The 24,313-nt window shown below is 38.3% G+C and carries 17 protein-coding genes, 1 tRNA gene and 1 other RNA gene; 17 read left to right on the forward strand and 2 right to left on the reverse strand.

Annotation, left to right across the window (positions count from 1 at the left end; genetic code table 11):
* Nucleotides 1-85 precede the first annotated feature (85 nt).
* The 14 genes from dnaB (at nucleotide 86) to TRESU_RS06380 (ending at nucleotide 18,095) form a co-directional block, all read left to right on the forward strand.
* The gene (gene dnaB, locus TRESU_RS06320) at nucleotides 86-1,414 is read left to right on the forward strand and encodes a replicative DNA helicase (protein WP_013701434.1); all 1,329 of its coding nucleotides are present in this window, start codon (nucleotides 86-88) and stop codon (nucleotides 1,412-1,414) included.
* 67 nt (nucleotides 1,415-1,481) lie between these two features.
* Nucleotides 1,482-2,432: an MBL fold metallo-hydrolase gene (locus TRESU_RS06325; protein WP_245535720.1), complete on the forward strand. Its 951-nt coding sequence runs from the start codon at nucleotides 1,482-1,484 to the stop codon at nucleotides 2,430-2,432.
* Entirely contained in the window at nucleotides 2,429-3,484 is a 1,056-nt protein-coding gene (mltG, locus tag TRESU_RS06330) for an endolytic transglycosylase MltG (protein WP_013701436.1), read from the forward strand. The genes TRESU_RS06325 and mltG overlap by 4 nt, the downstream gene beginning before the upstream one ends.
* Before the next feature lie 6 nt (nucleotides 3,485-3,490).
* Nucleotides 3,491-5,293, forward strand: coding sequence for a DNA primase (dnaG, locus tag TRESU_RS06335; RefSeq protein ID WP_013701437.1), 1,803 nt, complete (start codon nucleotides 3,491-3,493; stop codon nucleotides 5,291-5,293).
* A 3-nt stretch (nucleotides 5,294-5,296) separates the two neighbouring features.
* Entirely contained in the window at nucleotides 5,297-7,264 is a 1,968-nt protein-coding gene (gene rpoD / locus TRESU_RS06340) for an RNA polymerase sigma factor RpoD (protein ID WP_013701438.1), read from the forward strand.
* Between the two features lie 79 nt (nucleotides 7,265-7,343).
* Entirely contained in the window at nucleotides 7,344-8,207 is an 864-nt protein-coding gene (locus TRESU_RS06345) for a zinc ribbon domain-containing protein (protein WP_013701439.1), read from the forward strand.
* Nucleotides 8,208-8,210: 3 nt separating this feature from the next.
* Nucleotides 8,211-8,605: RNase P RNA component class A (gene rnpB, locus TRESU_RS14450), an RNA gene on the forward strand.
* A 65-nt stretch (nucleotides 8,606-8,670) separates the two neighbouring features.
* Nucleotides 8,671-9,633, forward strand: a complete 963-nt coding sequence (locus TRESU_RS06350; RefSeq protein WP_013701440.1) for a tetratricopeptide repeat protein — start codon at nucleotides 8,671-8,673, stop codon at nucleotides 9,631-9,633.
* A 37-nt stretch (nucleotides 9,634-9,670) separates the two neighbouring features.
* Nucleotides 9,671-10,723 (forward strand): rod shape-determining protein, encoded by a 1,053-nt coding sequence (locus tag TRESU_RS06355; RefSeq protein ID WP_013701441.1) that lies wholly within the window; start codon nucleotides 9,671-9,673, stop codon nucleotides 10,721-10,723.
* A gap of 20 nt (nucleotides 10,724-10,743) precedes the next feature.
* Entirely contained in the window at nucleotides 10,744-11,622 is an 879-nt protein-coding gene (gene mreC, locus TRESU_RS06360) for a rod shape-determining protein MreC (protein WP_013701442.1), read from the forward strand.
* A 20-nt stretch (nucleotides 11,623-11,642) separates the two neighbouring features.
* Nucleotides 11,643-12,155 carry a rod shape-determining protein MreD gene (gene mreD, locus TRESU_RS06365; RefSeq protein ID WP_013701443.1) on the forward strand — a complete coding sequence of 171 codons (513 nt, stop codon included), beginning with the start codon at nucleotides 11,643-11,645 and terminating at the stop codon, nucleotides 12,153-12,155.
* Nucleotides 12,152-14,065 carry a penicillin-binding protein 2 gene (mrdA, locus tag TRESU_RS06370; RefSeq protein ID WP_013701444.1) on the forward strand — a complete coding sequence of 638 codons (1,914 nt, stop codon included), beginning with the start codon at nucleotides 12,152-12,154 and terminating at the stop codon, nucleotides 14,063-14,065. Before mreD ends, mrdA begins: the two co-directional genes overlap by 4 nt.
* Complete coding sequence (gene rodA / locus TRESU_RS06375) at nucleotides 14,062-15,381, forward strand: rod shape-determining protein RodA (RefSeq protein ID WP_013701445.1); 1,320 nt, start codon at nucleotides 14,062-14,064, stop codon at nucleotides 15,379-15,381. The genes mrdA and rodA overlap by 4 nt, the downstream gene beginning before the upstream one ends.
* A complete protein-coding gene (locus tag TRESU_RS06380) occupies nucleotides 15,378-18,095 on the forward strand; it encodes a TIGR03936 family radical SAM-associated protein (RefSeq protein WP_013701446.1) in 2,718 nt (905 codons plus the stop codon). Before rodA ends, TRESU_RS06380 begins: the two co-directional genes overlap by 4 nt.
* 116 nt (nucleotides 18,096-18,211) lie before the next feature.
* Here TRESU_RS06380 and mfd read toward each other — a convergent pair whose 3' ends face one another.
* Nucleotides 18,212-21,952, reverse strand: a complete 3,741-nt coding sequence (gene mfd, locus TRESU_RS06385) for a transcription-repair coupling factor (protein WP_013701447.1) — start codon at nucleotides 21,950-21,952, stop codon at nucleotides 18,212-18,214.
* 108 nt (nucleotides 21,953-22,060) lie between these two features.
* Here mfd and TRESU_RS06390 point away from each other — a divergent pair, with 108 nt between their 5' ends.
* The 3 genes from TRESU_RS06390 to TRESU_RS06400 all read left to right on the forward strand — a co-directional run bounded on the left by TRESU_RS06390 (nucleotide 22,061) and on the right by TRESU_RS06400 (nucleotide 23,588).
* Nucleotides 22,061-23,038, forward strand: a complete 978-nt coding sequence (locus TRESU_RS06390) for a hypothetical protein (protein ID WP_013701448.1) — start codon at nucleotides 22,061-22,063, stop codon at nucleotides 23,036-23,038.
* Nucleotides 23,038-23,427, forward strand: a complete 390-nt coding sequence (locus tag TRESU_RS06395; protein WP_013701449.1) for a zinc ribbon domain-containing protein — start codon at nucleotides 23,038-23,040, stop codon at nucleotides 23,425-23,427. Before TRESU_RS06390 ends, TRESU_RS06395 begins: the two co-directional genes overlap by 1 nt.
* A gap of 77 nt (nucleotides 23,428-23,504) precedes the next feature.
* Nucleotides 23,505-23,588 (forward strand) — tRNA-Leu (locus tag TRESU_RS06400).
* Nucleotides 23,589-23,592: 4 nt separating this feature from the next.
* Here the strand turns inward: TRESU_RS06400 and TRESU_RS06405 are convergent.
* Nucleotides 23,593-24,312 carry an HAD family hydrolase gene (locus tag TRESU_RS06405; protein ID WP_013701450.1) on the reverse strand — a complete coding sequence of 240 codons (720 nt, stop codon included), beginning with the start codon at nucleotides 24,310-24,312 and terminating at the stop codon, nucleotides 23,593-23,595.
* Nucleotide 24,313: the final 1 nt, after the last annotated feature.

Genomic DNA, 24,313 nt, shown 5'->3' on the forward strand with positions numbered 1-24,313 from the left:
TTAGAGTTTAGCAAAACCGTAAAAATGGGCGAGGCAAGATTTTTGTCGTGATAGTGCCTTGTCCGTGTTATTGCAAAGAGGAAATATGGATCTAAAAGATAAGATACCTCCGCATAATGTTGAGGCAGAACAGGCTGTTCTTGGAGCTCTTTTGCTGGACTGGAGCTCTGTAAGCGATGTTGTGACATATTTGCGAAGTGAAAATTTTTATAGCCAGCAAAATCAGCTTATTTATGAATCCTTGATGCATCTTTTTTCATCTGGAATAAAAGGAGACTTGCTTACTCTTGTTGATGACCTTACAAAAAACGGAAAACTTGAGGCTGCCGGTGGAGTAGCTTACATTTCCTCTCTGACAGACATTGTTCCCACAAGTGCAAATGTTGATTATTATGCGAAAATTGTTCTTGACCAGTCAACCCGACGTAATCTTATAAAAATTTCCTCGGAAATAAAAGCGTCCAGTTTTGACGAAACAAAGGAAAGCCGTTCTATTCTTGAAGATGCGGAACAGAAAATTTTCAAGCTCACGGATATAAATCAGTCTGCGCAAGTTCTTGCAATGAAAGATGTTGTGCCGAAAGTTATTCAGATAATCGATACGAGATACAAAAATAAAAACGCGTTTTCTGGCATTCCTTCAGGACTTAACGATCTTGACAGCATGACAAGCGGTTTTCAGAACAGCGAAATGATTATAATCGGTGCGCGCCCTTCAATGGGAAAAACAGCCCTTGCATTGAGCATGATGCAAAACATTGCAATTGACCGCGGAATTCCGTGTGGATTTTTCAGTTTGGAAATGTCTGCGGATCAGATTGCGCAGCGTCTTCTTTCTCAGATTGCGAGAATTCCCGGAACAAAGCTTAGAAACGGAATGCTTAAAATAGAAGATTTTAAAAAGCTTCAGGATGCGGCAGGAGAATGTTTCAATGCACCTCTTTATATTGTTGACACGCCAAACATGAAGCTCCTTGATTTGCGGGCAATGGCAAGGCGAATGAAAGTCAACCAGAAAGTCCAGATTATTTTTATTGACTATATCGGACTTATTACTAGTGAAAATCCAGACGCCCAGCTTTTTGAGCAGCAGTCAGCAATTTCAAAGTCCCTTAAAAGCCTTGCGCGTGAGCTTGAAATTCCGATTGTTGTTTTGTGTCAGGTTGCCAGAGCCGCGGAAGGAGAAGAGCCGAACCTTGCTCAGCTTAGAGGCTCAGGTTCGATTGAGCAGGATGCTGACATGGTTATGTTTATACACGGAAAGCGGAGCGACAACAAGGAAACCAACGAAGGCTACAATCCGGTTCAGGAACGAAAACTGATTGTGGCAAAACAGCGCAACGGTCCGATTGGCGATGTTGACGTCATATTTCTTTCAAGCTACACGAAATTTGAAAACAAAAGCAAGGAATAATCTGTTTACAGTTTGTTTCAATTTCTGTATAATGCAATCTCGAAAATTCTACGGAATTTTATGGAGGATGAAAGTGCTGATTCATTTCTGGGGAGTTCGGGGATCTTTGCCTACACCGCTAAAGAATGCTCAGGTACAGGCAAAAATTGCGGCCGTTGTTTCCCGCATTTCTCCGAAGGATTTGGAAAGTTCCGAGTCAAAAATGAAATTCCTTTCATCTCTGCCTGAATGGATTTATGGAACTATAGGCGGAAACACTCCTTGCATAGAGCTTAGGTCAAAGTCCGACGAGCTTTTTTTGCTTGACTGTGGAACTGGCTTAAGGGAATTTTCTGTTGCTGGCCGTCAGCCGGAAAACGGACATTATAATATTTTTCTTTCACATTTTCATTGGGATCATATTCAGGGCTTTCCATTCTTCGGACAGTCTTTTTCGCCTAATTCAAAAATCGACATTTATACGCCTTTTGCGGATGCCGAGGAATATCTTGAGCGTCAGAGCAGCCTTCCGTATTTTCCAATAAACGCTTGCTTTGAGTCTGTAAAAAATCAGCTTTCATTTCATCTTATGCAAGAAGGCAATCCAATTGAAATCGGCGGTTTGAAAATAGAATGCCACAGAATGTTTCATCCTGGAGATTCTTATTCTTATTCATTTGAAGAGGACGGAAAGCGTTTTATTTACAGCACAGACGTGGAGCTTCAAACTTCGGATTTTGACAAAGGATGCGCTAGAAATAAGTTTTTTGAAAATGCTGATGTTTTGGTTTTTGACAGTCAGTATACAAATCCAGAAGCCGCAAAAAAAGTGAACTGGGGACATAATTCCTTCAGTTCCGCAATTGATTTTGCTTCTAACTGGAATATCAAGAATCTTTATTTTTTTCACCATGAGCCTAATTACGATGATAAAAAGCTTGATTCAATTCTTGACGCTGGAAACAACTACAAAAAATATAAGTCAAACGGAAATTTGAATCTTTATATTTCAAAAGAAGGTCAGGAAATTCAGCTTTGAAACGGATTTTATACAAGATTGTTGTTTTTTTTACCTGGATTCTGGCGGCGCTTTCAATTCTTTTTGTGGCGGCTTTTGGAATGTGGGCTTACATTGCCAAGCCTGTTGATTCCGCAGGAAATAGCCGTTTTGAAAAAATCAGTGTGCCTTCAGGAGCTTCGGTAAGAAAAATTTCACTTCTTTTAAAAGAAAAAGGACTTGTGAAATCAGCTGATGCTTTTTATTATGTCGCAAGATTCAACGTTTTTGACAGGACGAAGCCATTCAGTTTAAAAAGCGGCTCGTATACTTTAAGCACTTCTATGGGAATGAAGGAAATTTACCAGATTTTGCAGTCCGGCGCAAGCGAATATATTTCTGTTGTTGTTCCAGAAGGTCTTACAATGTCAAAAATTGCAAGAATTCTTGAGGATAAAAATATTTGTTCCGCTGAAGATTTCTTGTTTTTCTGCAAAGATTCAGAGCTTTTGGAAAAATATAAAATTCCAGCCAAGAATTTTGAAGGCTACCTTTTTCCCGACACTTATTTTTTTATAGCCCAAATGGAAGCGAAAGACGTTGTTGAAATTATGGCTGACAACTTTTTTTCTAAATCCGCTGAAATTTCAGGAGTGAAAGATTTGTCTTCTTCTGAACTGCATGAGTTTGTTACTTTGGCTTCGGTTGTTGAGCGCGAGTACCGTGTTAAGTCTGAGGCTCCTATTATTTCCAGCGTTTTTACAAACAGGCTTAAGCATGGAATCGGGCTTTATTCTTGCGCAACAATTGAATATATTTTGACTGAAATTCAAGGAAAGCCGCATCCTGACCGTATAACTTACGATGATTTAAAAATTGACAGTCCTTACAATACTTATAAATGGGCTGGACTTCCAGCAGGACCTATTTCAAATCCGGGGCTTGTCGCTTTGTCAGCCGCATTGAATCCTGCCAAAACTGACTATTATTTTTTTGTTCTCACAGATCCTGCGACTGGACGCCATACATTCTCAAAGAATTTTGATCAGCACAAAGCTGCTGAAAATACAAACTACTATTCAAAAGGTTTTTAAAATAAAATGCCTGGTCTGATAGCTAAGGAATCAATTGACGAAGTTGCGGAAAAAACTGATATTGTCAGTCTTGTATCCGAGTACGTTCCTCTTGAACAGCGCGGCTCGAACTGGTGGGGTTGCTGTCCTTTCCATAATGAAAAAACGCCTTCGTTCAGTGTTTCCCAAGATAAAAAATTTTACCATTGCTTTGGCTGCGGCGTTTCTGGAAATGTCTTTGATTTTGTAAGGGAGATGGAAAAGCTTTCTTTTGTTGAGTCTGTGGAATTTCTTGCAAAAAAAGCAGGGGTTCAGCTTTCATATTCAAACGGTTCTGCAAAAAGTGTTGATTCTTCGGCTTCAAAAATCAAGGATGAATATAAGAATTTGTATACAAGAGTTGCTGGTATGTTTCACTATATGCTTATGGAAACTCCAGCTGGAAAATTTGCCCTTGGCTACATTTTAAAGCGCGGACTTTCGCAGGAAATTCTCGAAAAATTCAAAATTGGCTATAGTCCTTCAGACCGAAAATGGCTAAAGCAGTTCCTTTTGAAAAAAAATTATTCCGAGGATTTTTTGAATAATTCAGGGCTTTTTAGTAAAAATTATCCGGACTGTGCTTTTTTTTCTGACAGGCTGATGTTTCCGATTTTTGACAAAGATGGAGATGTTGTAGCTATGGGCGGACGTTTTTTGCGCGGCGATGCCCAAAAGTCTCCAAAATATCTTAATTCCGGCGATTTGATTCAATATAAAAAGGGAAGCACTCTTTACGCTTTTAATTTTGCAAAGTCTTCAATCCGTGAAAAGCACAAAGTCATATTTTGCGAAGGCTACATGGACTGCATTGCTTACCATCAGTGCGGAATTACCTGGGCGGTCGCTCCTTTGGGAACGTCTCTTACTGATGAGCAAATTTCACTTGTAAAGCATTTTGTTGAAGAAATTTATCTTTCTTTTGATTCTGACGGAGCAGGGCAAAAAGCAACTAAGCGCGCGATTCTTATGTGCAGAAAGCAAGACGTGGCTGTAAAAGTAATAAGGCTTTCAGGCGGAAAAGATCCTGCTGAAATTATGCTGAATTTCGGGGCTGAATACTTGACGAATGAAGTCAATAATGCTATATTTGATTCTGATTATCTGTTATCTAAACTGCAAGAACTCTATCCTAAAGATACCCCTATGGGCAAGTCTAAGGCTTCGTTAGATTTTTTTGAGTACATAGATTCTTTGCAGTCGGATGTTCAGAAAGATGCCTGTTTGGATCAGTTGTGCCAGACATACGGTATAGAAAAGGAGGCTGCTCGAAGGGATTATTTCAACCGGGACAAAGTTTCATACCGTTTTAGAAATGCAAGTACGGAGCAGAAAAATCCGGCGGATTCTGAAAAAATAAAAGTAACCGCTGAACTGCAAGCTGTTATGACAGCCGTAACTGAAGATGTCAGTCTTTTCCAAAAAATGTGCGAATGTGTTTCCGTTGATGATTTGTCGGACAGTTATTCCAAGCAACTATTTGCTGTTATGCAAGAGTGCCAGAAAAACGGCTCTTTTTCAGTAAGCAATATACTTAACCGGATAGATCAGGAAAATTTCAGAAAGCTTATAATTGAAAATGTAAGCAAAAATACTGGGCGAATTCAAGAATCTGCCGAAAGCTGTATAAGTTACTTGAAAAGAAATGCTTACAAGCGAAAAAAAATGTCTATTATGGAGAAAATTTCCTCTTTGTCGAGGAGCATTTTACCGGAAGACAAGGCGCTTTTAGTGGAACTTACAAAACAGAAAATGGAACTTGATTTCCAAATTGAAAATTTGAAGGATTAATCAATGGCTAGAAAGTCACCTGAAAAAAAATCTGAAACAATTAAAAAAGAAAAAACATCGCTTGAATCAAAATCAGAAAAAAACAAAAAAAACGTGGATTTGACTGAATTTGATGAATCAGAAGAACCTGAAGAAAATGAATCTGTTCATGAAGAAAATTCAGAAGATGAGGAAGAAGCTTCTGATTCTGAGCAGGAGTCGGAGGAAGTTCTTGATCCGAATGTAAAAAAACTTTTGGATTATGCGTGCAGCAAGCAGATTATTTCATGGGACGAAATTACTGAGATTTTAACGCCAGAATTTGTGAATTCTCCAAAAATGGAAGAAGTTCTTCAGCTTCTTACAAAAAACAATATTCAGGTTATGGAAGAGGATAGTCTTCTGGATGATGAAGAAAATGAGGAAGAGGACGACGAAGGGGCACTTTCTGATTCTGAAGACGATTCTAAATTTGATGAAAAGCACCGCCTTGTTTCAAATGACAAGGAATATGGAGTTGATGATCCGATTCGGCTTTATCTGCGCGAAATTGGAAAGGAAAATCTTCTTACGGCAGAGCAGGAAGTTATTCTTTCAAAGCAGATGGAAGACGGGCAGAACATAATAAAAAATGTCATAAGAAATTCCGGCATGATTATTCCTGAATTTTACCAGATTTGCCACACAATTTATAAAAAAATAGATCCGCATGAACCAGGAAAAGCCAGAAAAGAAATAAATGAGCTTATGGCTGAGCGCCGCCGCTTAAGAAGTTGCTATGTTGAATATGTAAAGCCGATCCGCGAGCAAATGGCTGAATACATGGTGTTGAAAAAACAGCTTCATTCCGAAGATCCTACAATAAATATTTTTTCTGATGAAAATTTGAAGCGTGTAAGGGATTTTATAAAAGAATCGCTTTTGAATGCAGAACTTCAGACTGAAGAAATTGAAACTTTCAGCGCGAAGTTTATCACGGCTTCAAAAAAAATTGACGAGTACCATTTGATTCAAGAGCGCCGCATGAAAAAACTGCGTATTACGGATGCTGTTGGTCTTCGTTCAATTGGCCGCCGTCTTGCAATTAGAACTGAATCCGCAAAACTTGAAAAAGAGCTTGCGATGTCTGCTGACGAGATTCGTTCTGACTATACTGAAATTCAGAAAATTGACAGAAAACTCCGCGAACTTGAGTACGATTTTGAAAATTCCGTTGATGAAATTCTTGAAATGAAGAAGGAAATAGAGCGCGGAAGATTGCAGCTTGAACAGGCGAAAAACCGGCTTATAAATGCAAACCTTCGTCTTGTTGTTTCAATTGCAAAAAAATACACAAACCGCGGACTTCAGCTTTTTGACCTGATTCAGGAAGGAAACATCGGTCTTATAAAGGCTGTTGAAAAATTTGAATACCGCAAAGGATATAAATTTTCAACTTATGCGACTTGGTGGATTCGCCAGGCGATTACAAGGTCAATTTCTGACCAGGCAAGAACTATTCGTGTTCCGGTTCACATGATTGAGCAGATAAACAAAGTTGTCCGTGAAAGCCGCCAGCTTATGCAAAAATATGGAAGAGAGCCGACTGATGAAGAGATTGCAGCGCAGCTTTCTTGGCCTCTTGCGCGCGTAAAGCAGGTGAAAAATGTTGCCAGAGAGCCGATTTCCCTTGAAACTCCGATCGGCGAGGAAGAAGATTCGTCTTTGGGAGATTTTATTGAAGACAAGGAAATTGAAAATCCAGCTAATCAGACTGCGTACACATTGCTTCAGGAGCAGCTTCGTTCTGTTCTAAGCACATTGCCGCAGCGCGAGCAGGAAGTTTTGAAGATGCGTTTCGGACTTGATGACGGATATTCTCTTACTCTTGAAGAAGTTGGACTTTATTTCAATGTAACAAGGGAAAGAATCCGCCAGATTGAAGCAAAGGCTTTAAGAAGGCTTAGACATCCGCGCCGTTCAAACGGTCTTAGAGACTACATTGATTCCTGATAGAAATCGTGTAGACATAAAAGCCGAAATTGTGTAAAATATTGCACCTATATATAGAATTTACAAGAGGTTGCCATCTATGCAAATGACAGAAGAATTAGAAAGATTAAAAAGCTTGCAGGACGTGCTTGCTGAAAAATATGAAATTGAAGCGAAAGTTGAGGAATTGCCGAAAACTCTTGATGGCAGCACGGAAAGCCTTGACCGTTTTAAGAGAGAATATATCGAAAAAAATAAGCTTTACGAAGAAAAAAAAGATATTGTCGCCCGCTTAAGAGTTGAGCTCGATGAAGCCCAGAGAAAACGCGAAGAAGGCGAAAGAGGAATGGATGCTATTTCAACGCACCGCGAATATGAGATTCTTGAGAAACAGATTTCAGAAGCGCAGGCTTTGGAAGATTCAAAACGTAAAGAACTTCAGCGCGAAGAAAAAAGCATGGCTGAGCTTAACGATTTGCTTAAAAGTGAAGAAGATTTGATTGCTTCAACAGAAAAAGATGTGAATGAAGCTCGCGAAAATCTTGACAAGGAAATTGCCGCTTGCAATGAAAAACTTGAGGCGTTAAAAGCACAAGAAGCGGAAATATCAGAAGGTATTGATTCAGAAACAATCATGAAGTTTCAGAGAATCATCAAAAGAAATCGCAAAGGAATTGTCGCTGTAAAGGGAAAGGTTTGCGATGGTTGCCACATGATTTTACCGGCGCAGTTTGCAAATGAAGTTCACCATGGAGAAAAAATACTTTTTTGTCCTTATTGCAGCAGAATTCTTTTCTATGAAGAAGCCGCTGACTTGGATGAAAACTATGTTTCGATTCATGACGACAGTTCTGCTGATGATATGGATGAAGATCTTCTTGAGGATGAGGATTTTATTGATATTGAGGACGATGATTCAGAAGATTCAGATTCTTCTATCAAATCCCTTGATTATGAGAATTAAAAAAATAAGGATATGTTGACCGTGCTAAAAGAGATGATGATTTCTTTTTAGTGAGGTAAAGTCCGGGCTCCTCCGGAAAAGATGCCGGGCAATAACCGGGCGGAAAAGAAAAACTGCTGGTTTTCAGTAAAGTTTCTTTTCCGACAGAAAGTGCTACAGAAAATTACCGCCTGTAATGGGTAAGGGTGAAAAGGCAGGGTAAGAGCCTACCGCGTTTTTGGCAACAGAAACGGCATAAGTAAACCTCATCTGGAGCAAAATCATATAGCAGTTTGGTTTTCCGGCCTTATGCTGCGGGTAGATTGCTGGAAGTGCTAGGCAACTGGCATTGCAGATAGATGGTCAACACGTTTTTAATAAAACGTTCCAGAACCCGGCTTATCATATCCTTTTTATTTTCGTTTGCATCAGATTTTCTGAAAGCAGACTTGATTTTGTTTATTGCATTTTTCGGGTGGGGAAAATGAAAGCTAGATACGGTTTGGACTTGTTCTACCATAAAAGGAAAACCTTTGTTATTAAGTTTATAATCGCGTCTTTTGCAATTGTTTTTGTAACTTTATTTTCTTTTATTTTTATAAAATTTATCGGGAACAAATTTTTTAAGCTTGATTCAGTTGATTCAATGTATAAAAACTGGTCGCTTCACACGGAAGATGGCTATAAATCTGTTTATAATTCCGCTTCAAGAATTCTTGATGAAAATCCTTATCATAATGCCGCTCTTGCTTTTTTAGGCTATAGCTCATTTATGTTGGCGGAATCAGAGACTGACAATATAAAGTCTCAGGAACTTTTGGACAAATCGATTTTCAGCCTTAGAAAAGCGATGCATGGATGCAAAAAAGACACGCTTCCTCAGATTCAGTATATGCTTGGCCGCGCTTATTTTTATAAAAACAAAGTTTCAGCTTATCATTATTACGCTGATTTGGTTGTAAAATATCTTTCGCTTGCGGTTTCAAATGGATATAAATCGGCTGATATTCCGCTTTTGCTTGGATTGAGCTATGCCTCTCTTGGCGAAACTGACGAAAGTATTGCGGCGTTTACAGAAGCGCTTCTTGTGCGTGAAACTGATACGCTTTTGTTCAATATTGCAAAGCAGTATTGCAATAATGGGCAGGAATCTGTTGCAAAGCAGTATCTTGTCCGCGTTATGAAAATAAGCCAGAATGAAGATCTTTTGGACGACAGCCATATTCTTCTTGGGCAGATCTATACAAGTGAAGGCAATTTTTCGGATGCGGAAAAAGAATTTAATTCAATTCTTGAAAAAAATCAAAATTCTGCTGACGCGCATTACGGACTTGGTGTATTATATGAGAAAAAAGGCGACAATATAAAAGCTCGGTCTGAATGGCGGAAATGCTTGAAAATTCAGTTCAACCATAAAGGCGCGCTGAAAAAAATGTCAGAGCTATAAAAATTTGAATTTTACAGAAAAGCTTGGAGGAGGAAAAATGAGCTTTCTTGATAATTTTACAACTGATATAGGAATTGATTTGGGGACTTGCAATACATTGATTTATGTCCGCGGACAAGGAATTGTTATTGACGAGCCTTCAGTTGTGGCAGTTGAAAAGGGAACTGGTAGAATTGAGGCCGTTGGTGTTGAGGCAAAGAGAATGCTTTGGAAGACACCGGGAAATATCGTCGCTATAAGACCTTTGGCGGATGGTGTTATTTCAGACAGTGATTCAACTGAAAAAATGCTGAAATATTTTATTTCAAAAGTAATTCCGCGTCATAATCTTTTTAAGTCCATAAGAATGAAAATTGGAATTCCTTCTTGTATTACTCAGGTTCAGCAGGACGCTGTAATGGCTGCCGCTTTGAAAGCCGGTGCAAAAGAAGTAAAACTGATTGAGGAAAGCCTTGCCGCTGCTATTGGAGCTGAAATTCCTATTTACGAGCCAGCCGGACACATGGTTTGCGATATTGGCGGCGGAACTACAGAAGTTTCAGTTATTTCCTTGGGCGGAATGGTTGTTACAAGCTCAATTAGAATCGGCGGAAATGCTTTTGACGAGGCTATTATAAAGCACATTCGTTCTGTTCACAACTTGATAATTGGACAGCAGACTGCGGAACGTCTTAAAATTGAAATTGGAAATGCAATTGCTGAAAAAAATGTCGATGATGACAAAATTCGGAAAATGGAAATCCGCGGAGGAGATGCTATTACTGGTCTTCCACGCCGTCTTGAAGTTGATTCTGTAGAAGTGCGCGAAGCTTTGAAAGAGCCTGTTTCAAAAATTATTGAAGAAATAAAGAAAACTTTGGGACGAACTCCTCCTGAGCTTGCGGCTGATATTGTTGAGCGCGGAATTGTTATGTCTGGCGGCGGTTCAATGCTAAAAGGCCTTAAAGATTTGATAAAGAAAGAAACTGGCGTTCCTGTATTCCTTGTAGAAAAGCCTCTTGAATGTGTTGCAAAAGGCGCAGGCGAAGCATTTGAATTGTTCAAGGATATGTCTACTCGTCGTTCAATTTATGAAAATCTGAATGACTAAAAACATCGGGTTGTTTGCTCATGGCGGGAAAATTTAAAGCTTCTATCCGCATAAAAACTGCGGAAATTCTTTTGGCATTTCTTGTTGTTTTCAGCGGAGTGCTTTTAGGTTTTTCTGGAGGCGGATTTGTTGTTAATTTTAATAAAGTTGGTTTTTCGGTAATTTCTTTGATTCAAAAAGGAAGTAGTTCCGCAATAAGTGCTGTAACTGGAATTGTTACGTCAATAAGAGACATTGCAGTTCTTCAAAAAGAATACAAGGAACTTTCGGAAAAACTGAAAGACTATGAATTCATGCAGCGCAACAATGTTGAAATCCGAAAGGAGAACGAACGCCTGCGTGAACAGCTTCAGTTTGCCTCTGAAATTGAATATAAAAATATTCCTGCCCAGATAATCGGTCGGGATCCAGACAATCTTTATTCGGGAATTACAATAAACAAAGGCGCTAGAAGCGGAATAAAAAAAGGCTTTCCTGTTATTGCGATTCAAAGTGGAAATGTCGGCATTGTAGGCAAAGTTGTTACAGCCGGACTTGATACAAGTCTTGTAATGCCAGTTTATGACACAAAATGCAATATTTCCGCGCGGATTCAAAATACCCGTGATATTGGAATCGTTTCGGGAAACGGTTCTTATGGAAGTCCTTTAAATCTTCAGTATATACGGAAAAGAGTTTTTGACAGTTTGAATCATGGCGATATTGTTGTTACCAGCGGTGAAAATGGAAACTATGTCAAAGATGTTCCGATTGGCCGCATTTCGAAAATCAAAATTCTTGATTACGATTCATCGCTTAGCATTGAGCTTGAGCCTGTAATAGATTTTTTGCGCTTGGAAAATGTGCTTGTTGTTGACCAGAAAAATTTAAATGACAAGCCGCCGCTTGCAAAAAACTAGCTTTGTTGTTTGGAGAAAAAATGTTACGAGCTTTTTTTTCAAGTTCTGCCATTCTGCTTTTTGTTTCTGTTTTTGAAGCCGCAGTTCTTTCGAATATTGTTTTTCTTCCGGCTTTGCCAGACTTGTCTTTGATTTGCGTTTTGTTTTTTTCTATAAATAATGGAAAAATAATCGGAGAAACTACAGGTTTTGTTTCAGGCTTGTTTTTGGATTTTTTGAGCGCTTGTCCGATTGGATTGAACTGTCTTCTTAGATCTGTGCTTGGCTATTTGGGCGGAATTTTCAACAGGTCATTGAATACAGAAGGATTTTTTGTTCCGCTTTTTCTTGGAATTTGCGCTACAATATTAAAAGTCCTTTTCATTTATCTAATTTCCATGTTTTTTCCTCTTATTGTCGCTTCGTATAAAATTTTTTCTTTCAGCTTTTTATTTGAAATTTTGATGAACGGATTTTTGAGTCCGTTTGTTTTTAAATTTTTGCGGCTTTTTAGAAATAGCGTTATTTTAAAACCGGAGAATATTTTTCAATGAGCGGAAAAAATCGTTTTGATTCAGCTTTTGAAGATTCAAAAAACAAAAGCGGCTCGCTAAAAAAAAATTATAAAGCTTCATTTTTGCTTGGAATTATTTCTGTTTTTTTTGCTGTTTATGCGCTGAAACTTTTCAGCCTTCAGATTTTGGAAGGAGCGCAGTATCAAAACCGCTCTGTTCGAATTTCAAGAACTATAACAAAAATTGCGGCTCAGCGTGGAGAAATTTTTGATAGAAAGGCAAAGTTGCCGATGGTTATCAATACAGATTCTTTCGCTGTTGATTTGATTCCTGGAGAAATTCCGCAGGGATATTTTGATACTGTTGCAACGAAACTCGCCAAATTCCTTGGAATTTCAAAAATGAATATTGACACAAAAATTCCGTCGCGGCTCAGAAAAAGTTTTTCGCCAATTGAAGTAAAAACAAACGTTCCTTTTGAAATTATTTCGAATATTGCAGAAAATCTGACTGACTTGCCTGGAGTTTCATGGAGAAACAAGCCTGTCCGCTATTATGCCGAAACTGGTTCTCTGAGCCATGTTTTAGGATACGTAGGCGATATTACAAATGAAGAACTTAAGCTGATGTATAACAAAGGCTATACTTCAAATTCAATCGTTGGAAAAACTGGAATCGAAAGGCAGTATGACAGCTTGCTTCAGGGAAAAGAAGGAAGCATAAGCCGCACAGTTGATGTTCACGGACGAATCTTGAATGAGGATCCTGTTGTTGTTCCGCCTGTGAGTGGAAAAAATCTTGTTCTCACAATCGATAGTGAAATTCAAACTTTGGCAGAAAAAGCACTTGGAGAACGGGTAGGGGCTGCGGTTGTTATAAAGCCTGCTTCCGGGGAAATTCTTGCCATGGTTTCATATCCATATTTTGATGCCAATATATTTTCAAAAGATGACGCTTCTGCTCAATATGCAAAACTTGCCGCGGACAAAAATAAGCCAATGCTGAACAGAGTTGTAAATGCTGAATATCCTCCGGCTTCAACTTTTAAAATCATTATGAGCACTGCAGTTCTTTCAGAAAAAGTTTTCCCTGCGGAAAAAAAAATAGAATGTCCCGGCAGAATTACTTACGGAGACAGAGTTTTCCGTTGCCATATCGGGCTTCCAGGACATGGCTGGCTTGATTTAAAAAATGCGCTTGCCCAGAGTTGCGATGTTTATTTTTGGGTCATAGGAACAGATCATCTTGGGGTGGAGCGAATCGCAAGTTATTCCAAAGAATTTGGATTTGGCCAGAGTCTTGGAATTGATTTGCCTGCTCAAAGCAATGGCTTTGTTCCTACGCCGCAATGGAAGGAACGCCGTTACCATGAAAAATGGCTTGGCGGCGACACAATGAATGTGTCAATCGGACAGGGATATACTCTTGCAACGCCTCTTCATGTTGCGAATATGATGGCTATGGTTTGCAACAGCGGAAAAATTTACAGGCCGCATTTGCTTAAAGAAATTCGGGATTCCGCAAATGATTCAGTTCAAGAAATAAAGCCTGAAGTAATGCATGAGTCAACTGTAGCTCCTGAAGTCTGGAAAGATGTTCAAAGAAATTTGCGTTACACAATTACAGACGGAACTGCTGTTTATCCGATGCACAATACTTCTGTACAGATTGCGGGAAAAACTGGAACTGCGGAAGTTAATGGCGTTGGAAAAAATCACTGGCATTCTTGGATGGTTGCTTATGCGCCTTTTGATGCTCCGCCTGAAGAGCAAGTTGTTGTCGCGGTTCTAGTTGAAGCCGTAAATACTTGGGAATGGTGGGCTCCTTATGCCACAAATATAATTATCCAGGGAATTTTCAATAATCAGACTTTTGAAGAATCTGTGGATGCTTTGAAATTCCGCTATTTACTGAACAGGCAAAGAGCAGCAGGAGGAAGACGCGAATGAAAATCAGATTTTTTAGTTCAATTGACTATATTCTTCTTTTGTGCGTTTTGCTTTTAATAACCATTGGCATTGCATTTATTTATTCTTCTGGAATAAATTCTGAAGGTGTTCTTGTTTCCAATGAGTACATAAAGCAGATTGTTTGGTTTTGCATCGGATTTTCAGTAATGATTATAATGGCTCTGATGGATTACAGAAAACTGGAGCGATATTCCCATTACTTTTTTATTTTTATGGCGGCAATTCTTGTATACACAAGATTTTTTGGAAGATATGTAAATGGAGCTAGAAGCTGGCTTGGAATCGGGGATTTGGGAATTCAGCCTTCTGAGCTTATGAAAATAGCATTTATACTTTGTTTGGCGCGTTTTCTTGAAAAATCCTCTGCTGAAAAACCAATGAAACGTTTTGTGCTTGCAATTTGTATAATGATGGTTCCAATGGGACTTATTCTTCTTCAGCCTGACTTGGGAACTGCGAGTGTTTTTCTTCCTATTTTTCTTTTTATGTGCTTTATGGCTGATGTTCCTGTCCGCTATCTTATGATTGTTTTTTTGACTGGAATGCTTACCATTGTTTTTGCGGTTCTTCCAATTTGGGAAACTGAAATTTTGCGGAAATCTGTTCCCATTATCCATGTTCTTTCAAACATAAAACTTAGAATTCTTGTTTTTTCAGCTTCCCTTGGAATTTGTATAATTGGAATTTTGGGAAATATGTTTTTCAAGAAAAAATATTATTATTGGATTACATATTTCTTTGGAATTTTTTCATGCGCAATTGCTGGTTCCTGGTGTTGCGGAAAAGTTTTAAAGCCTTACCAGATTGCAAGGCTTATAGTTTTTATAGATCCGAATAGCGATCCTCGTGGAGCCGGCTGGAATATAATTCAGTCCAAAACTGCAATAGGAGCTGGAACACTTTTTGGGCGCGGATTCATGCAAGGTTCTCAAAGCCATTTGCGTTTTCTTCCTCAGCAAAGCACGGATTTTATATTCAGCATCTTTTCAGAGGAAATGGGATTTGTAGGCGGAATTGTTTTATTCTGCGCATTTTTTGCAATCTTGATTCGAATTACGCACATAATAAGGCAGACTAATAATTCCTACAGCTGCTACATTGCTTCTGGAATTCTTGGAATGTTCTTTTTTCATTTTATTGTAAATGTTGGAATGGTTATGGGAATAATGCCAATCACAGGAATTCCGCTTCCGTTTCTTTCTTATGGAGGTTCTGCGCTTTTGACAAATATGCTTGCGATTGGTCTTTTGATGAGCATTAACAGCCGCCGTCTTGATTTTAAAACAACTTTATGAAAACTTCTGATTTAATTGATCCTCTGAAAATTTTTGCTTCTAAGTTGAATTCTATTCAGTCGCCGTCGCGTTATGTTGGCGGAGAATTCGGAATTACAGTTAAGCCACATTCCGAGCAGGACGAATATTTTAATTTTGCAGTTGCATTTCCTGATTTGTATGAAATTGCAATGTCAAATCTTGCAGTAAAAATTATTTATAACGGACTGAATCTTCTTCCCGATGTAAGATGCGAACGCGTTTTTGCTCCTGATGTTGATTTTGAAAATCTTTTAAAAGAAAATAATGTGCCGCTTTACACAATTGAAACTGGAATTCCGTTGTTCAAAACAGACATGATTGGTTTTTCAATTGGCTACGAGCTTGGAATAACGGAAGTTTTGGCAATGCTTGATTCTGGCAAGGTTCATCTTCTTGCAAGCGAAAGAACTGAAGACGAGCCAATCGTTATCGCTGGCGGCTGTGGTGTTACAAATCCAGCTCCATTCAGCGATTTTTTTGACGCATTTTTTATAGGCGAAGCTGAACCTGCGCTTTTTTACTTAGTTGAAGATTTGTCCAAGCTGAAAAAAAACGGCGCGTCAAGAAAAGATTTGATTGGATTTTTAGAATCAAAAAATTTCATTTGGACAAAGAAAAAACACCTTGAAAAAAAAGTTGCAAGAAGAGTAGTGCAGTCTGATTTTGGTCTTGTTCCGTCTGTGCCAGGCTGGTTTCCTTTGCCGTCCTGTAAGCCTGTTCAGGATCATGGCGTTGTTGAAATTATGCGCGGATGTCCAAATGGCTGTCGTTTTTGCCATGCCGGAATTTACTACCGGCCTATGCGTGTAAAAAACAAAAATTTAATAATTGAAGAAATTGACCATTTAGTTTTTGATGCGGGCTACAGAGAAGTCAGTCTTAATTCCTTGAGCAGCGTGGATTTTCCCGAAGTTTCAAATCTCCTTGATATTTTAAATGAACGTTATAAAGGTTTTAATGTTTCGTTTCAACTTCCATCGTTAAAAGTAAATGCATTTTCACTTGATATTCTTGAGAAACTTTCAAAAATCAGAAAAAGCGGTCTTACATTCGCCGTTGAAACTCCAGAGGAAATGTGGCAGCTAAGCCTTAACAAGGAAGTTTATGCAAGCCATCTTGAAGAAATTATAAAGGAAGCAAAGAGTCGTGGCTGGTCGAGCGCAAAATTTTATTTTATGATAGGTCTTCCGCTTGGCGATTATTTTGAAGACAGAAATTGTGATTCAGGAGCCGAGGGAAGTGAAGAAAAAGCTATAGTCGATTTTCTTCTTGAGCTTCAAGCAAAAACAAAAATTCAGTGCAATGTAAATGTCGGAGTTTTTATTCCCAAGCCGCATACTCCTTATGAACGTGTGAAACAGATAAAGCCTGAAGTCGCAGAAGCAAAAATTGAATATATATTCAAAAGCCTTCCACGTGGAAAATTTAAAATGGGACGGCACAATTACAGTGCGACTATTCTTGAAGGTCTTTTGAGCCGTGGTGATTTTAATGCGGGCAAAGTTATCTTGAATGCTTACAAAAAGGGCGTCCGTTTTGATGCATGGGATGACTATCTGCGCAAAGATTTTCCTTTGTGGGAAGAAGCTTTTGCAGAATCTGATTTTAATGTCAAAGACTGGATTTTTCACAATTGGAATGAAGATACGCTGCCTTGGAATTCTGTTAGCCTTGGTCCTGCGCAAGGTTTCTATAAAAAGGAATGGCAAAAATCCCTTGAACATAAACTTACTGAAAAATGCAGTGCAGACTGCAACCATAAATGCGGCGTTTGCAATACAAAGGAAAAAATAGAAGTATTTACACAACAAACTGTAGAATCTGTCTTAAAATGTATAAAAAATAATACAGTAAAAGCTCCTTTGCCGATGCCTGAGTGTAATATTCCTATTCTTTATAGAGTAATTTTCAATTTTACAAGAAAAAATGGTGGAGAATTTACGGCTTATTTGTCTCAAGTTGAAATTTTTCACAAAGCGGTTTTGCGTTCTGGGCTGAATTTTGTGTTTTCATCAGGTTTTAATCCGTTGCCGCGCTTGGAATTTGCTTCTGCAATGACTTTGGGAATATCTTCTTTTGAGGAAACAGCATCCTGCTTGCTTTATGAAAATATAGAAAGTTCCGAGTTTGTTTCAAAAATGAATAAAGTTTTGCCTTCAAATTTGCAGATTACCGAAGCTTTCATTTTTCCCGTAACAAATATGAGAAAACGAGAATCCTTGAGTCAAGGGCTTTGGGGTGGAATTTATAGGTACAGTTTTTATTTGCCGTCAGACGCCTTTTTTGAATCAGAGCAGTATAGTGAATTCCTTGAAAAAAATTCAGCCGCAAAAATTAAATCCATAGAAAAAAATGAATATCAAGCGATTTTGCCAGTCAGCGATAAAAATTTCCGCCTTGCAATTGAATCCTTTTATGAAAAAAAATGGTATGAAGTTGTCAGCATAGAAAAACTTCATACGCTTGCCAAGAATGAAATAAATGGATGGACTGCGGAAGATGAAGAAATGTGGAGAAAAAATAATAAGAATTTTATAAAGTCAGCCTCCTGCAAATCCGGGCAAGATCCAGTTTCGTATATGGAGCTTTATTCGCAGATTGCAAAAATAAACATTGATCTTATAAATAAACGGAAAGAACTTCAAATTGAACAGGAAGAATTTTTAAAGTCACATCATGATTTTTTCAAATGAAAAGGTTAATAAAAATAAAATAAAAAAAGGAAATAATATATTTTGGTAGACAGAATGCGCATTATAGTCAGTTGTGTACATTCCAAAACTTTCCTTTTTCAGGAAGAAAACTGAATTTAAATCAATTGCTCAAGTTTTTCCTTTATGAATTCACTTTTGCTTTTTAGATCGATTGCTTCGGTTTGCAAGATAATTTGATTTGGTTTTGCTGAATTTAGTTTTACGCGCCCTGAACTTGTTTTTATCAGTCCTAGAAGTTTGTCAATGTTGACTTTTGAAACTTTGCTGAATTCAACTTGGACAATTCCTTTTTTCTCTTTTAAAGAGCTTATAGATAGTTTGTTGCAGATTATGCGGATTTTTGCAAGGCTTAGCAGGCTGCTTACTTCATCTGGAATCGGTCCGAATCTATCAAAAAGCTCTTCCCAGACTGAATTTAAGGAATCTTGAGTTTGAACGGATGCGATTTTTTTGTAAAGCTCCATTTTTGTCTGTGTGTCTTTTATGTAGGTGTCTGGAATAAATCCTGTGTATTCAAGTTCAAGCAGAACTTCTTCTGGCGCTGTCCAGTCGCTGTTTGAAAGTCTTTCGATTGCGGAATTTAGAAGCGTTAAATACATTTCAAATCCGACTGCATAAACTTCACCGCTTTGGTCTTTTCCAAGAAGATTTCCTGCGCCTCGAATTTCCATGTCTTTCATTGCAATTTTAAATCCTGACCCCAGTTCTGTAAAATCGCTTATTACTTGAAGTCTTTTCATTGCAACTTCGCTTAAAGCTTTGTTCTGCGGATAAAAAAGATATGCATAAGCTTTTCTGTCGCTTCGCCCTACACGTCCGCGCAACTGATAAAGCTGGCTTACTCCGTACATATCCGCGCGGTCGATTATTATTGTGTTTACATTTGGAATGTCTATTCCGTTTTCAATTATTGTAGTTGCCACCAGAATATGAAATCCTCCCATCTTAAATCTTCTAAAAATATCGTCTAGTTCTTCGCTGGTCATTTTTCCGTGCGCGGTTTCAACTAGCATTTCTGGAACAAGGTTTTCAAGTTTCAGTCTTGTTTCTTCAAGAGTTTCAACTCTATTGTGAAGGTAGAAAACTTGTCCTCCGCGCTGAACTTCGTTTCTTATTGCCCTGGCGACTTTTTCATCGTTATATTCTTCAATAGCAGTTTCAATTGGCTGTCTGTTTTGTGGCGGTGTTGTAAGAAGCGACATATCCCGGATTTTTAAAAGGCTCATGTGCAGCGTCCGCGGAATTGGCGTTGCGCTCATTGCAAGGCAGTCGATGTTTGTTTTTAATGTTTTTAGCTTTTCTTTGTCCTTTACGCCGAATCGTTGCTCTTCATCAATTATCATCAGCCCTAGATTTTTGAAAATGACATCTTTTTGCAGAATTCGGTGTGTACCTATAATAATGTCTATTTCTCCGCTTGCAATTTTTGAAATTATCTTTTTTTGTTCCGTTGGAGAAACAAACCTTGAAAGCTGCGCGATTGTAACTGGAAAATTTTTGAAGCGTTCCTGGCTGTTTTCAAAATGCTGCTCTGCAAGAATTGTTGTCGGCGCAAGAAATGCGACTTGTTTTCCGCCCATTACTGCCTTGAATGCCGCGCGCATAGCAATTTCAGTTTTTCCGTAACCAACATCTCCGCATACAAGCCGATCCATTGGAACTGGCTTTTCCATGTCCGCTTTGATTTCCTGCGTTGCTGAAAACTGGTCGGGAGTATCTTCGTAAGGAAAGGCTGCCTCAAATGCTGCGTTCCATTCTGTATCCTTTGGAAACGGAAAGCCACGTGAAGCCTGCCGTTTTGAGTACAGATCTATCAGTTTTTCTGCAATTTCTTCAACTTTTTGCTGAACCTTTGCTTTTCTTGCGCTCCAGTTTTTAGAGCCGATTCGGTCGAGCCTTGGTTTTTCGTTTTCACTCCCTATATAACGTTGAACCATATTCACTTGCTCGATAGGAACAAAAGCAATTTCCTCGTCTGCGTATTCAAGTTTTATGTAGTCACGTTCTGTGCCCATTGCTTTTACGCGCTCGATTCCCTTGAAAAGTCCGATTCCGTAATTTACGTGGACAATATAATCTCCCGGAGTCAAATCGACAAACGTATCTATTGGCTTTGAATTTACTTTTCTGATTGACTTTGGCGTGTTTTTCTTGCGCCCGAAAATTTCATTTTCCTGGATAACAAGGAGTTTTTCGTCAGAAAACATAAATCCGGCTGTTAAAGCCTGTGGAAGAACTTGAACTCCAGAATCGCAAAATTCCTTTATAATTTCTTTTATTCTTAAAGTCTGGTTTCCATTGTCAGCAAAAACGAAAATGTTATATTTCTCTTTTAAAAATGATGAAAGTTGCTCTTTTAAGTAATTTATGTTTCCGAAATAACTTTGCCCTGCTTGTGATTTTATTTCTAGCGATGTGTTGAATGAAACGGATTTGTCTTGAATATTTTCTTCCGAATTGCTTAACGTGTCTAAAGTTCTGAATGCAACAAGTTTTTTACATTCTATTGCCAGATTGAAAAAATCAAGCTGCATGGTTGCTGGCGGAAACACTGGAAGGTTTTGACGCTCGAGCCTGTATGCCACCGTATATTCGTTTTCTAGCATTTTTTCTGCATTTACAAGTCTGTCCCAATCGAAAAAATAAACATCTGTATTGTTTGTTAAGTAGTCTAAAATTGAATACAGTTTGTCAAATAGAACCGGATAATACAATTCTTCGCCTTCTGTTTCTTTGAATTCGATAAGTTCGGCGAGCGTTCTGTCTTTTTCTTGTTTTGCGGCACCTGTAAGAGCGAGATGTATATTTTTTTTGTCTAACAACCGATTGTTAGTGTTGTTTTTTATTCCTGCTTCGTTTTTATTGATGTCTGACTGTTCGTTAGCTTGTGATTTGTCAGTTTTATTTTTGTTTACTTCTGCCGAATGTTCGTTTGTTGATTGTTTTTTTGCTTTATCATAAAGGGCAAAATCATTTTTTATGCCGGCTTCATCCTCTTTTTTCCATTCACTTTCTAGTTTTTCAATAAACTCTTCCGTCCAAATAATTTCCTTTTGCGGATAAATTACAAGATGCTCTATGTTTTCCTTTGAAGTCTGAGTTTCTGAATCAAAAAGTTTTATTTGGCTTATTGTGTCAAAATCAAATACAATTCTGTGCGCATATTTTTCTCCGCTCATAAAGATTTCTAGGACTTCACCACGCAAAACAAATTCGCCTTTCATTCCGATTTTTGGAACTCTAAGGTAGCCCTGCTCTGTTAGTTTTTCCGCAAGTTTTTCAGGGTCAAATTCCTGGCCTTTCTTTAAAACTGTAACCAACGTTTTTGTATATGAAGCCGGCGGGACTGGAGTTAAAAAAGCTCTTTGCGTTATTATAAAAATTCTTGTTTTTTCAGAAAATGGATTTTTTACTGCAAGTTTTGCAAGGATTCCAGCTCTTTCTCCAAAAACAGCCGAGCCTTTTGCCGCAGCTCTATAAGGAATCGTTCCCCACCAAGGAAACTTAAAAATTTCTACGGAATCTTCAAAAACTGTATTTAAATCTGTTTCACATTCGTCAGCTTCTTTTTGAGTCGGAACAATTATAACAATATCTTTTTGAAACTGAAAAAATTTATTTTCATACTGAGTTTTATGGATGCAGTTCTGTCTGTACCTTTCTTCTGTTTGCCTGATAAAAAAAGACGGAAGACTTCCCTTTAGCCCTGAAATTTGCAGCGGAAATTCTTCTGGCTTTGCGTCTGCGCACTTTATTGCGGCCGAGTGAAATTCAGTGCAGGAATTAATAAGGCTAAAAAGCGGATTTTGACTTTTTGTTGATAATGTATTTTTCATAATTGTCCGATATATAATATATAGAATAGTCTGCTTATTTTAGCTTTATTTGAGGGAATTGCAAAGCCCTGTAAATCAAAAAAAAGAGGTTTTCCTCGGGAGTATTTTGTGAACATTAAACGCTTTTTGCTTGTGGTTATATCAGTTTCCTGTTTTTTTGCCTATGCGCAGGTTCCGGAAAAATCAGAGCAGAAACTTGACAATGCGGAAGTTTCAATAAAGTTCTATGATAGAACTGTTTACTATCCGGGAGACTCAGAAAACAATCCTGTCTATGTTTATATAACGGTTTCAAATAAAGGCTCTTCTACTTTGAGATTTAAAATTGCTGATGACAAAATGTTTTCTGTGGATTTTATTGCTTTCAATGTAAAAAAAATGCAGCTTCCTTCAACTCAAGGGCTGATAAGAAAACGCACTACGAATCAAACTGTATATTTCCGCGAAATTTCCCTTGAACCAGGCGAAGAATATTCTTTCCGCGAAAATCTAAAAGAGTATCTTGAAATAAAAGATCCTTCCATTTATTACGTTGAGCTTAGATTTTACCCGGAACTTTATAGAAACAAAAATGTCAACTTGACTTCAAACCGCCTTAGCCTTGAAATCCGCCCTAGCCCGTCAGCAGCTTCGTCATCGGCACTTCCTGTTGAAACAAACACTGTGGTTGTTCTTCAGCCTGAAGACATAAGCCCGGATCGTGTTGTTGAGCAGACAATTGTTGCACGCCAAAAAAGCCTTTGGGATCAGTTCTTCCTTTATATGGATTTGGAGGAAATGCTCAAACGTGATCCTTCCCGCGGAAGAAAATACAATCTTGTGAGCGCAGATGAGCGTGCTGATATGCTTCGTTCATTTAAAGCCGACTTGATGCTCCAACGAATTGACAATGATATTGTGGCAATTCCGTCTAAATTCAAAATTGAAACAACTTCATATTCTCAAACTGAAGGCACTGTAAAAGTAATCGAATGGTTTAAAAATGACAACTTTATGGAACGAAAACGTTACACTTACTATGTTCGTCAGCGCGATGGAATTTGGCAGATTTACGACTATACAGTAGACAATTTGGGAACTGAATAATGGCTGAAGCAAAACGAGCCAAATATTTCTGTGAAGGCTGCGGTTCAGAAGTTGCTCCGAATGCAAAATTCTGTCCAAAATGCGGACGTTTTTTTGCGGCGGTAAGATGCCCGAACTGCGGCCACATAGGAACTGTAAGAAATTTCTTAAAAGGCTGTCCTGCCTGCCATTATGCGGTAACTCAGGAAGAGCTTTACGGAATTTCTGAAAGCGGCAAAGATTCAGAAAAAAAACAGCTTTCACGAAAATCAAGGAAAAAAATAAAAAAAGCTTTTAAAATCCATGAAAGTTCAATTTTCTCTGATGATGTTCCTGCCTGGCTTTTTGTGGCGAGCATTATAGCTTTGATTGTAATTTTTGCGGTTTTATTTATGAGATGCAAAAGCTGAAATTTTGTTTTCTTTTTATGAATTCAGATAAATATATTTGACAAAAAATCGATATTTAAATATACTATTCGAATCTTGCCCAGGTGGTGGAATTGGTAGACACGCTAGTTTCAGGTACTAGAGTCCGTAAGGATGTACGAGTTCAAGTCTCGTTCTGGGCATTTTTCAGCCTTTTAGTGCATTTTCTATTATTTCAGTCATTTCATAAAAATCTTTTACTTCTGCATATAGCGGATTTTTCTGCTCGATTTTTAGTTCTCCTTGTCGCTTTCTGCTTAGGTACAGCGTGTTTATTCCAAGTTTTCTGGCTGGGACTATGTCATGCTCCAGACTGTCCCCGATGTACCAAGTTTCGCTTTCTGATGAATTTGCAAGCTCCATTGCCTTCTGAAAAATTTTCAAGTCAGGCTTGCTGATTCCAACTTCTGAAGAAATTACAATCGGGCTGAAAAAATCTGTTACGCCGGCCTTTTTTAGCTTTGACCGCTGATTTTCAGAGTCGCCGTTTGTTATAATTCCCATTTGAATATTTGTATCTGAAAGTTTTTTTAATGCTGGAAGCGCGTCGGAAAAAAGATTGTATTCCTTTTCGTAAGTTGACCAGTAAAGGCTGAACCTTGAATCAAGCTCGTCTTTTGATTTTATTGGGTTGCCGTTAAGCTCGAATACTTTTGTGATTCTTCCTTTCCGCTGCTCGTCAAAAGTCAGCTCTCCTGCTGAATATTTATCAAAGAAATGCTGCGCCCATTTTTTCCATTGAACGCAAAATTCATCAAAATCCATGTGGATTTCATTTTTGTATTTTTCAAAGACTGCCTTTATTCCAAGATTTTCCGCAGATTCAAAATCCATTAACGTTCTGTCTAAATCGAAAAAAACTACCATG

It is taken from the genome of Treponema succinifaciens DSM 2489 (assembly GCF_000195275.1).
Lineage (GTDB): Bacteria > Spirochaetota > Spirochaetia > Treponematales > Treponemataceae > Treponema_D > Treponema_D succinifaciens.